The following is a 14678-nucleotide window of genomic DNA, read 5'->3' as shown; positions in this document are numbered from 1 at the left end:
CTCAGTCGCTGGCAGGCAGCGGCTTTGCTTCCTTGATCGCCAGGGGGGTGCTGCCGATACTGAGCGTGCCCGCGCCGGCCTTGGTCACCAGGATCTCTGCGCCGCTGTCATCGACGTAGCGCTTGCCCATCAGGTTGCCGTCGGACAGTGCGGGATCCAGCGACAGGCCCTCGGCGGCGGTCTCGCCGACGGGGATCAGCGGTGCGCCGCCGGCGCGCAGGTCCTCGAGCCCCTCGGAGGCGCGCACCACGATGACCTGGGTGTCGCAGACCTGGCTCTGCAGACGGGTGCCGTTCTTGATCATGCGGGCTCCTTTGCGTTCAATTCGCTGACGAGTTCGCGGCGCAGCACCTTGCCGGTCGCGTTGGTGGGCAACTCGTCGCGGAAGACGACCCGGTCCGGGGTGCGGGATCCGCGCAGCTGCGCGCGGACGAACTCCCGGAGTTCCTCGGGTTGCGGTTCGGCACCGGCCGCGGGGACCACGACCGCGACGATGATCTGGCCCCACTCGGGATCCTCGGGGCCGACCACCGCGCAATCCCGCACATGCGGGTGCTCGACGAGTACATCTTCGATCTCGGCGGGCGCGATGTTCTCGCCGCCGCGGATGATGGTGTCATCGGAGCGTCCACCGATATAGAGGTAGCCGTCCGCGTCGAGGGTCGCGACATCCTTGGTGGGGAACCAGCCCTGCTCGTCGAGCACCGAGCCGATACCGGTGTAGCGGCCGGAGACCTGCTCACCGCGCACGAACAGTTCCCCGGTTTCGCCTGCGCCCAGGACGGTTCCGTCCTCGCCGCGGATCTGCACCTCGATGCTGGGCACCGGCTGGCCGACGGAGCCGAGCCGCTTGGCGATCGCGTCATCATCGGAGCTCAGTGCGACCCGGTGATCGTCGGGGGTCAGCACCGCGATCGTCGAGCTGGTCTCGGTGAGGCCGTAGGCGTTGACGAAGCCGACCGCAGGCAGCAGTTCAAGAGCCTTGCGTACCAGCGGAAGTGCCACCTTGGATCCGCCGTAGGCCAGCGTGCGCAGCGTCGGCAGCGCCGTGCTCTGGGATTCCAGCACGGTGACGATGCGGTCCAGCATGGTCGGCACCACGGTGGCCGAGGTGACCCCTTCGGATGCGACGAGGCGCACCCACTCCCGGGCATCGAACTGCGTGAGATACACCATCTTCCGGCCGGCATACAGGTTCGACAGCGCCGCCGAAACGCCTGCGATGTGATAGGGCGGCACGCAGATCAAGGCGGCGTCACCGGGTTCGGCGGAGGCGAACTCGACCGTGCCGGTGATATAGCTGGTGAGGTTGTTATGGGTGAGCTCAACGGCTTTCGGCGCCGAGGTGGTGCCGGAGGTGAACAGCACCACGCCCACCGAGTCGGGATCGGGAAACTCGGCCGCGGGCTCGGCGGTGCGGGCGGCGGCCAGGAACTCCGCCGACCCGATCACCCGGAACCCGTCGCCGACGGCGGCGCGGTACTCGTCGTCCACCACGACCAGCGGATCCGGTAGCCGCGAGATCAGCGCGCGCAGGCCGTCGTGGGACAGCCGGTAGTTCAGCGGTGTCACCGGCACTCCGGCACGCGCCGAGGCGAACAAGAGCAGCGGCAGCAGGGCGCCGCCGGCGCCGACATAGGCGACATGCTGGGCCCCCGAGGCGGCCACCACGCCGGCGCCGCCGTCGGCGAGCTCGCTCAGTTCGCCGGTGGTCAACCGCAGGTCACCCGATACGACCGCGGTGCGGTCCGGATCGGTCGAGGACGCCATCTCCAGCAGCAGCGAGATACTCATGATTTGTCCACGAAGATATCCCAGATGGGATCGTCGCCACCGCCATAACGGGACAGGTCGGTGATTCCGGCGTTGGTCAGGACGTCGGCGTCGATGTAGGTCTGGCCGTTGGCATCCTTGGGCGGACCGAGCAGGATCTGGGTCGCGGCGTCGGCCATGATCTCCGGGCTGCGCGATGCCGAGGCCAGGTTGTCGCCGTCGGCCAGGTTCGTCACCGCCGATGTCGCGATGTAAGTCTGCGGCCACAGGCAGCTGAACCCGATATTGGAGCCTTCCCGATGTAGGGCGGCCTCCTGCGCCCAGCCCAGCGACAGCAGCGTCATCCCGTACTTGGACACCGTGTAGACGGGGTGCGCGCCCAGCCAGTACGGGTTCAGGTTCAGCGGTGGCGCCAAGGTGATGACGTGGGCTGCTGCGGACTGCAGCAGGTGGGGCAGCGCGGCCTTGGTGAGCAGGAAGGTGCCGCGCACGTTGATGTCCATCATCAGATCGAACTTCTTCGCCGCGAGCGCCTCGGTGGGCTCGGTGGCGATCGCGCTGGCGTTGTTGATGACGATGTCGATGCCGCCGAAGGTCTGCACCGCGGTGTCGATGGCCCGCTGGACGTCTTCCTCCTTGCGGACATCGCCGACCACGGCCACCGCTTTGGCGCCGACGGCCTCGACATCGGCGACCGCAGTGTGCACGGTTCCCGGCAACTTCGGGTGGGGCTCGGCGGTCTTGGCCAACAACACCACATTGGCTCCCTGCTTGGCGGCGCCTAGGGCGATGGCCAGCCCGATACCGCGGCTGCCACCGGAGACCACCAGGGTGCGATCGGCAAGCGGACGTTGCTCGCTGGACATACTGACTCCTCGGACGGAAGGGGTCTTGCTTCCCCTGATGGTATTGGCATTCTCATTTTCGGCAAGTGTCATAATCGCTCATGTCCAGGCACGACGTGCCGCCGGGGTGTCGTCGAGGAACCCGTGACGGGTGCGTCGCAGTGTGTTGCAGGCCGTCACAGTGCATGTTTTCAGCCAGCGGTATTGGCATTCTCATTTTGAGCAAGTACGTTATCCAGTGATGAGCGACCAATCCTCCTCCCCGGTAGCGACACCCTCTGGGATCCCGCTGGCTCCCGTGTACGGTCCCGCGGACCGCGCGGGAGATCCGCCCGCGCCCGGCGACTACCCGTTCACGCGCGGAAACTTCGCCTCGGGATACCGCGGCAAGACCTGGACCTTCCGGCAGTACTCCGGGTTCGGCACCGCCGAAGAGTCCAACGAGCGCTACCGGTACCTCCTGGGCCAGGGCGGCACCGGCCTGTCGGTGGCGCTGGATCTGCCCACCCAGTGTGGGTATGACAGCGACGACCCGGAGTACGGCGAGGAGGTGGGCCGCGTCGGTGTCGCCGTGGACACCCTGGCCGACGCCGAGATCCTGTTCGACAGCATCCCGCTGGACAAGATCAGCACCAGCTTCACCATCAACGGCACCGCCGCGATCCTGCTGGCGTTCTACGTCGCCGCCGCCGAGAAGAAGGGTGTGCCGCGCGAGAAGCTCACCGGCACCATCCAGAACGACATCCTCAAGGAGTACGCCTCGCGCGGCACCTGGATCTGGCCGCCCGAGCCGTCGCTGCGGCTGATCGCCGACACGATCGAATTCTGCGCCGCCGAGGTACCGCGCTTCAACGCCATCTCGGTGGCCGGTGCGCATTTCCGCGACGCCGGCGCCAACGCCGTCCAGGAGATGGCCTTCACCCTGGCCGACGGTGTCACCTACTGCGACACGGTGATCGAGCGTGGCCGCATGACCATCGACAAGTTCGCTCCGCAGATCTCCTTCTTCTTCTACACCCACGGCGACTTCTTCGAGGAGATCGCCAAGTACCGGGCAGGCCGCAGGCGGTGGGCCACCATCGTGCGCGAGCGCTACGGCGCCACCACCGACAAGGCCGCGATGTTCCGGTTCGGCTGTGTCGCGGGCGGCGCGTCGCTGTATGCCCCGCAGGCGCAGAACAACCTGGTTCGCGTGGCCTACGAATCGTTGGCGGCGGTTCTGGGCGGGGTGCAGTCGATGTTCACCRCGGCCTGGGATGAGCCGTTCGCGCTGCCCAGCGAGGAGTCGGCGACGCTGGCGCTGCGCACCCAGCAGATCCTGGCGTATGAGACCGGCGTGACGAAAGTCGCCGACCCGCTGGGTGGTTCGTACTTCGTCGAGGCGCTCACCGATGCCACCGAGGCCAAGATCATCGAGATCATGCACGATCTCGAACAGCACGGTGGCATGGTGCGCTGCATCGAGGACGGCTACCTGCAGGGCCTGATCGCCGACGAAGCGTTCAAGATCCACCACGAGATCGAGTCCGGCGAGCGGCCGGTCGTCGGCGTGAACAAGTTCGTCGTCGACGAGCCCGCACCCGACCTGGCCACCTACGAGCTCGACGCCGAGGGCCGGGACAAGCAGCTTGCGCGGTTGGCCAAGGTCAAGGCCGAACGTGACGACGTCGCCGTGAAAGAAGCTCTTGCCACGCTGGCCCGAGCAGCCGAGGGAGACGACAATCTGATGCACAAGCTGATCGACTGCGCCAACGCGTATTGCACGGTGGGCGAGATGGTCTCGGCGCTCAAGGCAGTGTGGGGCGAGTTCCAGCAGCCGGTGGTGTTCTAGTGGCTACACGCGTATTGGTCGCCAAGCCTGGTCTGGACGGTCACGACAAGGGCGCCAAGATTGTCGCGCGCACGCTGCGTGATGCCGGCTTCGAGGTCGTCTACACCGGTATCCGTCAGCGTGTCGAGGACATCGTCTCCATCGCGCTGCAGGAAGACGTTGCTCTGGTGGGCCTTTCGATCCTCTCCGGCGCGCATGTGGGGTTGACCACCCGTGTTGTGGACGCGCTGCGGGCCGCTGATGCCGGCGATATCGCCGTGGTGGTCGGTGGCACCATTCCCGAAGCCGATGTGCAGAAGCTGCTGGATGCCGGTGCGGCCGCGGTGTTCCCCACCGGGACGTCGCTGGAGAAACTGGTGACCGATGTGCGCGCGCTCACCGAGAAGGTTTCCAAGTCATGAGACTCGGCGTGATGATCGGGGCCGAGCGCGGCGATATGGCCCGCAAGGTCAGCAAGCTGATCTCCGATATCGAATGGGCCGACTCGGCCGGCCTGGCCACCGCCTGGATGCCGCAGGTGCCCGACGATTTCGATTTGCTGACCATGGTGGCGCTGATGGCGTCACACAGCACCCGCATCGAACTCGGAACCGCCGTGGTGCCGCTACAGGCGCAGCACCCCATTGCCCTTGCTCGTCAGGCGCTTTCGGTGCATGCCGTGTCCAACGGGCGGCTGGCTCTCGGGGTCGGGCCGTCGCATCACTGGATCATCCGGGACATGCTGGGCCTGCCGTATGACAAGCCCGCCGCGTACACCCGCGACTACCTGCAGGTGTTCAACGCTGCCATTTCCGGGCCCGGACCGGTGGATGTCGAGAACGACACCTTCACCGTGCACAATCCGACCGCGCTCGGCGCCGCGACCCCGCTTCCGGTACTGGTGGCGGCTCTCGGCCCGGTCATGCTGCAGATCGCCGGCGAGCACGCCGACGGGACCTCGCTGTGGATGGCCGATGAGAAGGCCATCGGCGAGCACATCGCCCCCAAGATCAACAAGGCCGCCGCCGGGGCGGGCAAACCTGCGCCGCGCATCGTGGCGGGCATCCCGGTCACGCTGTGCGCGAATTCCGAGATCGACGAGGCGAAGGACCGGGCCAACCGCATCCTGGCCGAGGCCGAAACCTCGCCCAACTATCAGCGACTGCTCGACCGTGGGGATGCCCGCACCGTCGGCGATCTCTGCGCCGCCGGTGACGAAGAATCGATCCTCAAGCGGTTCAGGGCCTTCGCCGACGCCGGTGTCACCGACCTGTCGGTGCGACTGCTGCCGATCGGTGATAACCGTGACGAGTTGATCGCGTCCAAGTATCGGACGCGTGAGGTGATCGCCGAACTCGCCAAGCAGGTGCAGTGATGAGCGCTTGCGCGAAGAGCAGACGGTTGTGACGGGCCCGCTCGCCGGCATCCGCATTATCGAGATCGGCGTGATGCTGGCAGGCCCGTACGCCACCATGCTGCTCGCCGACCTCGGCGCCGAGGTCATCAAGGTCGAGCCGCCCGGCGGTGAGATCTCCAGGCAGGTCAGCGACAGCTATTTCGCCAGCCTCAACCGCAACAAGCGCAGCGTCTGCCTGGACCTGGCATCCGAGGACGGCCGCGCCAGACTCGGTGAGCTGGTGGCCGATTCGCACGCGCTGCTGGTCAACATGAAGCCCTCGGCGATCAAGAAGCTGGGCCTGACGTATGAGAATCTGCGCCGGTACAACGAGAAGATCGTGTGCGTCGCACTCACCGGATTCGGCCTGCACGGCGGGGACGACCCGGCCTTCGACTACGTCATCCAGGCCGCGACCGGCGTGGCCGCGATGACCGGTGACCCGGACGGGCCGCCCACGCTGCCGGGCTACTCGGCCGCCGACAATTCGACGGGTCTGACCGCCGCGCTGGGCCTGCTCGCGAAGATCGTGTCCGGCGACGGCGGACAGGTGGACGTGTGCCTGCGCGACGTCATGCTCTCGCAACTGAACTACCGCGCCGCGGCCTACCTGAACGACGGCGCCGAGCCGAAGCGCTACCCGTTCGGGGCGCACTCCTATTACGTTCCCGCACAGCTCTTTCCGACCGCTGACGGCCACCTCGCGCTGTTCATCACCCATGACGGGTTCTGGCGTTCCTTCGCGGGGGAGGCGGGAATCGCCGGCTTCGAGACCAGGGTGGAGCGGGCCGCGGCCCGCGAGGACGTGCTGGCGCTCGTGTCGGCGGCGCTGGCCTCCGACACCGCGGTGAACTGGGAGATCAGACTCAAGCCGCTCGGCATCCCGGCGGCGGCGGTGCGCTCACTGCCGCAGGCGTTGGAGGACACCCCGGAGATGGTGGTCACCGCGGGTGATTTCCGGCTGGTGGCCAGCCCGATCCGGGTGGAGGGTTTCGAACCGGAGTACCGGCCGGCACCGATGTTCGACGTTGTGCCTCAGTCGTCGTAATCGACCGTCAGCGGGCCCGGGTTCGGGATCGCCTGGCACGTCAGGACATAGCCCTCTTCGACCTCGTCGTCGTCGAGCGCGTCGTTGACCTTCATGGTCGCGCTGCCCTCGGTGAGTTTGGCGATGCAGGTGCCACAGTTACCCGCCTCGCAGGCGAACGGGGGAGTCAGGCCGGCGCGTCGTGCCGTTTCCAGCAGCGTGTCGCCTGCGACCGGCAGCGTCGTGGTGCGGGCACCGTCGAGCAGGATCGTCACTTCGTCGGCGGGCACTGGTTCGGCCGTCATCAAGCTCTCCTGGGCGTCGGATTCTGACAAATGGAGAATATCATTCTCCGTTACGGATAAGGTAGTCGGTTGATGGCTGCAGAGAACCAACCGGTCCTGGCATTCGGGGACCGTCAGTACACCATGGCCGAGCTGGACGCGCTGTCCGACGGGATGGCCGCCACGCTCGCCGCCCGCGGCGTGAGCGCCGGTGACCGGGTCGCGCTGATGTCGTCCAACCGTCCCGAGTTCGTCGTTGCACTGCGGGCGATCTGGCGCCTGGGTGCATCGGTGGTGCTGCTCAGTTCTGCCTGGAAACCGGCCGAGGTTGCGCATGCGCTGGAGCTGACCTCGCCGGTGCTGGGCGTCGGGGATACCGCGGTGCTGGCCGACCTGATCCCTATGCTGCATCTGGACGAGCCGATTTCACCCGCCGACGGCGGATGGGCACCGGCGCTGCCCGAGGCCGACGCTTTGTTCGTGTTCAGCTCCGGGACGACCGGGATGCCCAAGGCCGTGCGGCACACACATGCGGGCTTCGCTGCGGCGGTGCGGCACTGGCGGACCGCGCTCGGTCTCACGGCCGACGATCGTATGCAGATCATGACGCCGCCCTCGCACATCCTCGGGCTGCTCAACATCGCCACCGTGCTCGACGCCGGCGCCTGGATGCGCCTGCATCCACGCTTCGACATCAACCGGATGCTGTCCCATATCCAGGATGACCGCATCACCATCGAAATGGCCGTCGCGCCCATCGCTCTGGCCATCGCCGCGCATCCGGACCTGGAGAACTACGACCTGTCCTCGCTGCGCTACATCATGTGGTGCGCGACTCCGGTCACCAAGAGCGTCGCCGATACCGTCACCGAACGGGTCGGTGTGCCATGGATTTCGGCCTACGGCGCCAGCGAACTACCGGTGATCGCCTGCTGCCCGATCGGAGACGCACGGTTGGACACGGTGGGCAAACCGGTGCCCGGTGTGGCGGTGCGGATCGCCGGCAGCGGTGAGATCCAGGTTCGTTCGGAGTCGGCGATGGTCGGCTACCTGCCCGGCGACGCGACCGCGGCCGCGTTCGACGACGGCTGGTACCGCACCGGGGACATCGGCGAACTGGACAGCGATGGCTGGCTGCGGATCACCGACCGGCTCAAGGAGATGATCAAGGTCCGCGGTTTCCAGGTGGCGCCCGCGGAGGTGGAGGCGGTGCTGCACGGGCACCCGGCGGTCGAGGACTGCGCGGTGTTCGGCATCCCCGACGGCGTGAATGGTGAGGCGGTCATCGCGGCCGTCGCGGCCGGAACGCCGGTCGCCGAGCGGGAACTGATCGCGCTGGTGGGGGAGCGGCTGTCGTCCTACAAACGCCCGAGCCGGGTGGTCTTCGTCGACGCGATCCCGCGGTTGCCGTCGGGAAAGGTGCTGCGGCGGGTACTGCGCGACCAGTACTCCTGATCGAAGATCAGACGGTGAGTTCCTCGGAGCGCTGCACGGTGCCGGTGATCCCGGTGGCGTCCTGCCCGGCGAGCAGCACCGCGGCCCGGCCCATCGCCTCGGGTGGTTCGACGAACTCGGGCGGGATCTCGACTCCGCCGCCACCGGCCTGCCACCCCTCGGTGAGCACCACCCGGGACGGGCTGAGGCAGTTCACCGCGATATTGTCCGGGCGCAGATCGTCGGCCAAACCCAGGTAGAGCCGCTCGGCGGCAGCCTTGGACACCCAGTAGGCGTTCGCGCCGGCCATCCCGACGCCGGTGGTGGTGATGGCCATCAGCGATCCGCCGCCACGGGCCCGCACGTGCGGGATCACCGCCTTGGTCACCAGGAAGACGCCGGTCAGGTTGACGTCCAGGCACAGCTGCCAGCGTTTGAGCGGTGTCGATTCCACCGGTCCCAGCCACAGCACGCCCGCATTGGCGACCAGGATGTCGATCCCGCCGAACTCCGAAACCGTCTCGGCGACAGCGCTGTCGACCGACTCCTCGCTGGTGACATCGCATGGGACGGCCAACGCACGACCGCCCTGTGCGCGGATCGAATCCGCCACCGAGCCGATGGTGCCGGGCATCTTGCCGCGCTGTTCGGAACGGGCCGCGACCGCCACCGATGCACCCGCCGCGGCGAGCGCGTGGGCGATGGTGGCCCCGATCCCGCGGCTGGCTCCGGCGACGAATGCCGTCTTACCGGCGAGCGAGCTCACTTGGGCGGGAACCGCAGACCCCCGTCGAGACGGATGATCTCACCGTTGAGGTAGTCGTTCTCGATGATGCTCTGGGCGAGTTGGGCGTACTCGGTCGAGCGGCCCATCCGCTTGGGGAACGGGATCTGCGGGCCCCAGTACTGCTCCAGTTGGTCGGCGGCCTTGCCATAGGCCGGGGTGTTGATGGTGCCGGGGGCGATGGTGTTGACCCGAATGCCCAACGGGGACAGGTCGCGTGCGGCCACCAGCGTCATGCCCAGCACGCCGCCCTTGGCCGCGGCGTAGGCCAGCTGGCCGATCTGTCCCTCGTAGCCGGCGATGGATGCGGTGTTGACGATGACGCCGCGGCCGCCTTCTTCCAGCGGTTCGGTGCGCGCGATGGCCGCTGCGGCCAGCCGCATCACGTTGAACACCGCGGTCAGATAGAACTTGACCGTCGTCTCGAACCCCTCCAGGCCGTGCGGCGAACCGTCCTTGCCGATCAGCCGGCCACCGGCCGCCGGGCCGCCATGGGTGTCCACCGAGATACGCAGCGGGGCAAGGGCTTCTGCCTCGGCGATGGCGGCGTTGACGGATTCCTCGGAGGTCGCGTCGGTGCGGACGTACTTCACGCCGAGCTCCTCGGCGAGCTTGGGGCCCTTCTCGTCGGCCAGATCCGCGACCACCACTTTGGCGCCCGCAGCGTGCAATCGGCGGACCGTCGCTTCTCCAAGGCCTCCTGCGCCACCCACGACGAGCGCGGAGCTACCGGCGATGTCCATCTACTTCTCCTTCTTGCAACTGGCACTCTCAGACTGAGAGAATAACATTCTCATTCCAGCGTGAAAGGGGCAGTTCCGATGCCTGAGGCAGTCATCGTCTCCGCAGTGCGCACACCGATCGGCACCGCCAAGAAGGGCACACTGCGCGATACCGACGCCTACGTGCTCGCCGACCACGTGGTCGCAGCGGTGGCCGCCGGACTCGACGGCGCCCCGGTGGATGACATCGTCCTCGGCGAGGGCCTCTATGGCGGCGGCGTGGTCGCCCGGCACGCGGCCGTCACCGCCGGCCTGACCTCGGTACCCGGACTGGCGCTCAACCGGCACTGCGCCGCCGGACAGGCGGCGGTACAGACTGCCGCCGCGAGCATCCGGTCCGGGATGGATCAGCTGATCATCGCCGGAGGGGTGAACTCGGCCTCCACCTCACCACGGTTCATCCGCCAGGTGGGCGAGGAGTTCCAGCCGTGGTTCCCGCCGACCCATCCCGACCGGCCCGACGCACCGAATATGGACATGTCGATCACCGTCGGATGGAACGCCGCGGTCAAGGCCGGGGTGACCCGCGAGGAGATGGACGCCTGGGCGCTGGGCTCACATCAGAAGGCCATCGCGGCCATCGACGAGGGACGCTTCAAGGACGAGATCCTGCCCATCGACACCCCGCACGGGGTATTCGACACCGACGAACATCCCCGCCGCGACACCACCTTGGAGAAGCTGGCCGGACTCAAGGTGCTGCACCCGGAGATCGACGGCTTCTCGATCACCGCGGGCAACGCCTGCGGCGCCAACGACGCCTCGGCGGCGCTGGCCATCGCCAGCGACCGGCTCGGACTGCCCGCGCTCGGCACCATCCGCGCCTGGGCATCGGTCGGGGTGGATCCGGCATTCACCGGGCTCGCCCCGGTGGAGGCCATCACCAAAGCCCTTACCCGGGCCCGGATCTCGCTCTCCGATGTCGACCTGTTCGAGATCAACGAGGCGTTCGCGGCGATGTGCGTGGCCACCATCAAGCTGCTCGACATCGACCCGGACAAGGTCAATGTCAGCGGCAGCGGTTGTTCGCTGGGGCATCCGGTGGCGGCCACCGGCGCCCGGATGATCGTCACCCTGGTGCACGAACTGCGCAGGCGCGGAGGTGGTATCGGCGTGGCCGCGATGTGCGCGGGTGGCGGTATGGGTTCGGCCACGGTCATCGAGGTCGCGCCATAAAGTCGCAGTCGATGGACATCCAGGAACTGCTCGACGCCGCGCGTGCCGGATCGCAGCGTGCCGCAGGCCGGCTGCTGAGCCTGGTCGAAAGCGAGCGTCGCGACGAGGTGCTGGCGATGCTGCCCGCATCGCCGGTGCGCACCGTCGGGATCACCGGTCCGCCGGGCGCGGGAAAGTCCACCACCGTCGCGGTGCTCGTATCGGCGTACCGGGCCAGGGGGTTACGGGTCGCGGTGCTGGCCGTCGACCCGTCCTCGCCGTACAGCGGGGGAGCGCTGCTCGGTGACCGGATCCGGATGGCCGCCCACATCAACGACCCCGACGTCATGATCCGTTCGGTGGCCACCCGCGGACACCTCGGCGGGTTGGCCGCCGCGGTGCCCGCGGCGATCCGGCTGCTGGCGGCACTGCACTACGACATCGTCGTGCTGGAGACGGTGGGAGTGGGTCAGTCGGAGATCGAGATCGCCGCCGTCGCAGACCCGACGGTGGCCATCCTCAACCCGGGGGCCGGAGATGCGATCCAGGCCGCCAAGGCGGGTCTGCTGGAGATCGCCGACATCATCGTCGTCAACAAGGCCGACCGCGACGGTGCCGATCAGACCGCCAGGGACCTGCACATCGAGACCGGGTTGCCGRTCCTCAAGATCATCGCGTCGCAGAACACCGGTATCGAGGAACTGATCGTCGCCATCGACGCCCACCATCGCACCGATACTGCCGAGCGACGGGCGATTCGTGCCCGGCTGCAGATTCTGTCGCTGGCACAGAGTGCGCTGCAGTCTGATTCCGGTCTCGATGAACTGGCCGCGCAGGTGGCCGACGGCCACCTCGATGTCTACGCGGCGACCACCCGGCTACTCGATGGTGCGCAGGTCAAACCTCAATGAGAATGTGGTTTCCACTTTAGACAAATGCTACTGTACGAATTCGTCAATACATTCTTCTACAGGTAGCCGAGGAGCCTGATGCAGAAGGCGCTTGCCCCCGAGATCTCCACCTGGCCCGATGAGAACCCGCAACTCATCGGCAGCCAGTGTGGCGCGTGTTCCGCGACGACGTTCCCGCGTCAAGAGCGCTGCCCCAAATGCAGCAAGGCCGAGATGGCTGATCTGCTGCTGCCCCGCCGCGGCACCGTCGTGGCGTGGACGACCCAGGGCTTCCCGCCGGGAGCGCCGTATGCCGGTCCGACGGGCAAGGACTTCGTGCCGTTCGGTGTCGGCCTGGTCCAACTCGGTGACCTGATCCGCGTCGAGGGACGGCTTACCGAGAACGACCCCGCCAAACTGGAATTCGGCATGGAGGTCGAACTGACCATGGAGCCGTTCGCCACCGATGCCGACGGTGACGAGCTCGTCACCTTCTGGTTCAAGCCGGTTCAGAAAGGCTCCGACTCATGAGCAATGACGTAGCGATCATCGGCGTCGGTATCCATCCGTTCGGCCGGTTCGACAAGACCGCGATGGAAATGGGCGCCGAGGCGATCACCAGCGCGCTGGCCGACGCGAAGCTGGAGTGGAAAGACATCCAGTTCGGGTTCGGCGGCAGCTACGAGGTGTCCAACCCCGACGCCGTCACGCGCCTGGTGGGGCTCACCGGCATCACCTTCACCAACGTCTTCAACGCCTGCGCCACCTCGGCCAGCGCCATCCAGCAGACCGCGGACACCATCCGGTTGGGCAAGTACGACATCGGTATCGCGATCGGCCTGGACAAGCATCCGCGCGGCGCCTTCACCGATGACCCGGCCAAGCTGGCGCTGCCGCAGTGGTACGCCAACAATGGCCAGTTCGTGACCACGAAGTTCTTCGGCATCAAGGCCAATCACTACATCCACAAGCACGGCATCTCCGAGGAGACGCTGGCGCGGGTGGCCAACAAGAACTTCCGCAACGGTGTGCTGAACCCGAACGCCTTCCGGCGCAAGGAGATCTCCGTCGAGGAGATCATGGCCTCGCCGGTGCTGAACTACCCGCTGCGCCAGTACATGTTCTGCGCCCCGGACGAAGGCGCGGCCGCGGTCATCATGTGCCGCGCCGACATCGCCCACAAATACACCGACAAGCCGGTGTACGTGCGCGCCAGTGAGATCCGCACCCGCACCTTCGGGGCCTACGAGGTGCACGCCACCTCGGCTCCGCTGGACGAGGATCCCTCGCCGACGGTGTTCGCCGCCAAGGCCGCCTACGAGGCCGCCGGCATCGGGCCCGAGGACGTCGACATCGCGCAGCTCCAGGACACCGATGCCGGCGCCGAGGTCATCCACATGGCCGAGACCGGGCTGTGTGCCGACGGCGAGCAGGAGAAGCTGCTGATCGACGGTGCCACCGAGATCAACGGTTCCATCCCGGTGAACACCGACGGCGGCTTGATCGCCAACGGCGAGCCGATCGGTGCCTCGGGCCTGCGCCAGATGCACGAGTTGGTCCGGCAGTTGCGCGGCGAGGCGGGCGAGCGTCAGGTCCCCGGCAGTCCGCGCGTCGGTCTGGCCCAGGTGTACGGCGCCCCCGGAACGGCGTCGGCGACCATCCTTTCGCTGTAATGCGCCCGTCGCGGTAACGGCGTTCTCATAGGAATAGAGTGCGATTCATGGCAGACGAGACTCCCGAATATCGCTTCGTGACATACGAAACCCTCGACGAGGGCACCATCGCCCGGATCATGCTGAACCGGCCGGAGGCGCGTAATGCGCAGAACCGCGGCATGCTCGTCGAGCTGCATGAGGCGTTCCTGCGTGCCGAGGCCGACGACACCGTGCGTGTCGTCATCCTCGGCGGCAACGGTCCGATGTTCTCCGCGGGCCACGATGTCGGCTCCAAGGTGCAGCGCGCCGAATACACCCCGGGCCCGGACCAGCACCCCAGCTTCACCGTCAACGGCGGGACGCGGCAGGGCGCGGAGAGTCTGATGCTGCAGGAGTGGCATCACTACTTCGAGAACACCCGGCGTTGGCGCAATCTGCGCAAGATCACCATCGCCTCGGTGCACGGTGACGTCTACGCGGCGGCGCTGATGCTGATGTGGTCCTGCGACCTGATCGTCGCCGCCGACAACACCCGGTTCACCGACGTCGTCGGCACCCGGCTGGGCATGTGCGGTGTCGAATACTTCGCGCACCCTTGGGAGTTCGGTGCCCGCAAGACCAAGGAGCTGATGCTCACCGGTGACACCCTCTCGGTCGAGGAGGGGCACGCGCTGGGCATGGTGTCCAAGATCTTCCCGGCCGACGAACTGGCCGACAAGACGGTCGAATTCGCCCGCCGTATCGCCAAGGTGCCGACCATGGCGGCACTGCTGGTCAAGGAATCGGTGAACCAGACCCAGGACAACCAGGGTTTCTACAACTCGCTGAACGCCTGCTTCACCC

The 14678-nt window shown here is 67.2% G+C and carries 16 protein-coding genes; 10 read left to right on the top strand and 6 right to left on the bottom strand.

Annotation, left to right across the window (positions count from 1 at the left end; genetic code table 11):
* Position 1: 1 nt before the first annotated feature.
* The 3 genes from AC1DTF_RS17055 to AC1DTF_RS17045 are packed head-to-tail and all read right to left on the bottom strand — an operon-like array spanning position 2 to position 2639.
* Positions 2-304 carry a hypothetical protein gene (locus AC1DTF_RS17055; protein ID WP_057167312.1) on the bottom strand — a complete coding sequence of 101 codons (303 nt, stop codon included), beginning with the start codon at positions 302-304 and terminating at the stop codon, positions 2-4.
* Positions 301-1794 (bottom strand): class I adenylate-forming enzyme family protein, encoded by a 1494-nt coding sequence (locus AC1DTF_RS17050; RefSeq protein ID WP_057167311.1) that lies wholly within the window; start codon positions 1792-1794, stop codon positions 301-303. The genes AC1DTF_RS17055 and AC1DTF_RS17050 overlap by 4 nt, the downstream gene beginning before the upstream one ends.
* Positions 1791-2639 carry an SDR family oxidoreductase gene (locus AC1DTF_RS17045; RefSeq protein ID WP_477474916.1) on the bottom strand — a complete coding sequence of 283 codons (849 nt, stop codon included), beginning with the start codon at positions 2637-2639 and terminating at the stop codon, positions 1791-1793. Before AC1DTF_RS17045 ends, AC1DTF_RS17050 begins: the two co-directional genes overlap by 4 nt.
* Before the next feature lie 220 nt (positions 2640-2859).
* Between AC1DTF_RS17045 and AC1DTF_RS17040 the strand changes: the two genes are divergently transcribed.
* Genes AC1DTF_RS17040 through AC1DTF_RS17025 form a run of 4 tightly spaced genes read left to right on the top strand, consistent with a single transcriptional unit; the run spans position 2860 to position 6872 of the window.
* Positions 2860-4449 (top strand): methylmalonyl-CoA mutase family protein, encoded by a 1590-nt coding sequence (locus AC1DTF_RS17040; RefSeq protein WP_477474915.1) that lies wholly within the window; start codon positions 2860-2862, stop codon positions 4447-4449.
* A complete protein-coding gene (locus AC1DTF_RS17035; protein WP_057167308.1) occupies positions 4449-4850 on the top strand; it encodes a cobalamin B12-binding domain-containing protein in 402 nt (133 codons plus the stop codon). The genes AC1DTF_RS17040 and AC1DTF_RS17035 overlap by 1 nt, the downstream gene beginning before the upstream one ends.
* Positions 4847-5803, top strand: a complete 957-nt coding sequence (locus AC1DTF_RS17030) for an LLM class F420-dependent oxidoreductase (RefSeq protein WP_477474914.1) — start codon at positions 4847-4849, stop codon at positions 5801-5803. The genes AC1DTF_RS17035 and AC1DTF_RS17030 overlap by 4 nt, the downstream gene beginning before the upstream one ends.
* A gap of 28 nt (positions 5804-5831) precedes the next feature.
* The gene (locus AC1DTF_RS17025; protein ID WP_477474913.1) at positions 5832-6872 is read left to right on the top strand and encodes a CaiB/BaiF CoA transferase family protein; all 1041 of its coding nucleotides are present in this window, start codon (positions 5832-5834) and stop codon (positions 6870-6872) included.
* Here the strand turns inward: AC1DTF_RS17025 and AC1DTF_RS17020 are convergent.
* Entirely contained in the window at positions 6860-7156 is a 297-nt protein-coding gene (locus AC1DTF_RS17020; protein WP_149442482.1) for a 2Fe-2S iron-sulfur cluster-binding protein, read from the bottom strand. The two genes, AC1DTF_RS17025 and AC1DTF_RS17020, sit on opposite strands and share 13 nt — an antisense overlap.
* 72 nt (positions 7157-7228) lie before the next feature.
* Between AC1DTF_RS17020 and AC1DTF_RS17015 the strand changes: the two genes are divergently transcribed.
* Positions 7229-8590: a class I adenylate-forming enzyme family protein gene (locus tag AC1DTF_RS17015; RefSeq protein WP_477474912.1), complete on the top strand. Its 1362-nt coding sequence runs from the start codon at positions 7229-7231 to the stop codon at positions 8588-8590.
* 7 nt (positions 8591-8597) lie between these two features.
* Here the strand turns inward: AC1DTF_RS17015 and AC1DTF_RS17010 are convergent, their stop codons facing one another.
* Together AC1DTF_RS17010 and AC1DTF_RS17005 are read right to left on the bottom strand one after the other, a co-directional pair.
* Positions 8598-9335, bottom strand: a complete 738-nt coding sequence (locus AC1DTF_RS17010; protein ID WP_477474911.1) for an SDR family NAD(P)-dependent oxidoreductase — start codon at positions 9333-9335, stop codon at positions 8598-8600.
* Positions 9332-10096 (bottom strand): SDR family oxidoreductase, encoded by a 765-nt coding sequence (locus AC1DTF_RS17005; RefSeq protein ID WP_477474910.1) that lies wholly within the window; start codon positions 10094-10096, stop codon positions 9332-9334. Before AC1DTF_RS17005 ends, AC1DTF_RS17010 begins: the two co-directional genes overlap by 4 nt.
* Before the next feature lie 78 nt (positions 10097-10174).
* Here AC1DTF_RS17005 and AC1DTF_RS17000 point away from each other — a divergent pair, with 78 nt between their 5' ends.
* The 5 genes from AC1DTF_RS17000 to AC1DTF_RS16980 all read left to right on the top strand — a co-directional run.
* Positions 10175-11311 carry a thiolase family protein gene (locus tag AC1DTF_RS17000; RefSeq protein ID WP_477474909.1) on the top strand — a complete coding sequence of 379 codons (1137 nt, stop codon included), beginning with the start codon at positions 10175-10177 and terminating at the stop codon, positions 11309-11311.
* Between the two features lie 11 nt (positions 11312-11322).
* Complete coding sequence (locus AC1DTF_RS16995; RefSeq protein ID WP_477474908.1) at positions 11323-12201, top strand: ArgK/MeaB family GTPase; 879 nt, start codon at positions 11323-11325, stop codon at positions 12199-12201.
* A 78-nt stretch (positions 12202-12279) separates the two neighbouring features.
* Entirely contained in the window at positions 12280-12711 is a 432-nt protein-coding gene (locus AC1DTF_RS16990; RefSeq protein ID WP_477474907.1) for a Zn-ribbon domain-containing OB-fold protein, read from the top strand.
* Positions 12708-13853 carry a thiolase family protein gene (locus AC1DTF_RS16985; protein ID WP_477474906.1) on the top strand — a complete coding sequence of 382 codons (1146 nt, stop codon included), beginning with the start codon at positions 12708-12710 and terminating at the stop codon, positions 13851-13853. Before AC1DTF_RS16990 ends, AC1DTF_RS16985 begins: the two co-directional genes overlap by 4 nt.
* Before the next feature lie 47 nt (positions 13854-13900).
* Positions 13901-14678: enoyl-CoA hydratase (locus tag AC1DTF_RS16980; RefSeq protein ID WP_477474905.1), on the top strand; the 778-nt coding region annotated here is incomplete at its 3' end.

Source organism: Mycobacterium sp. P4_H6 (assembly GCF_056400845.1).
Note: the sequence above shows the minus strand (reverse complement) of the source record. Positions and strands in the feature narration are given on the sequence as shown.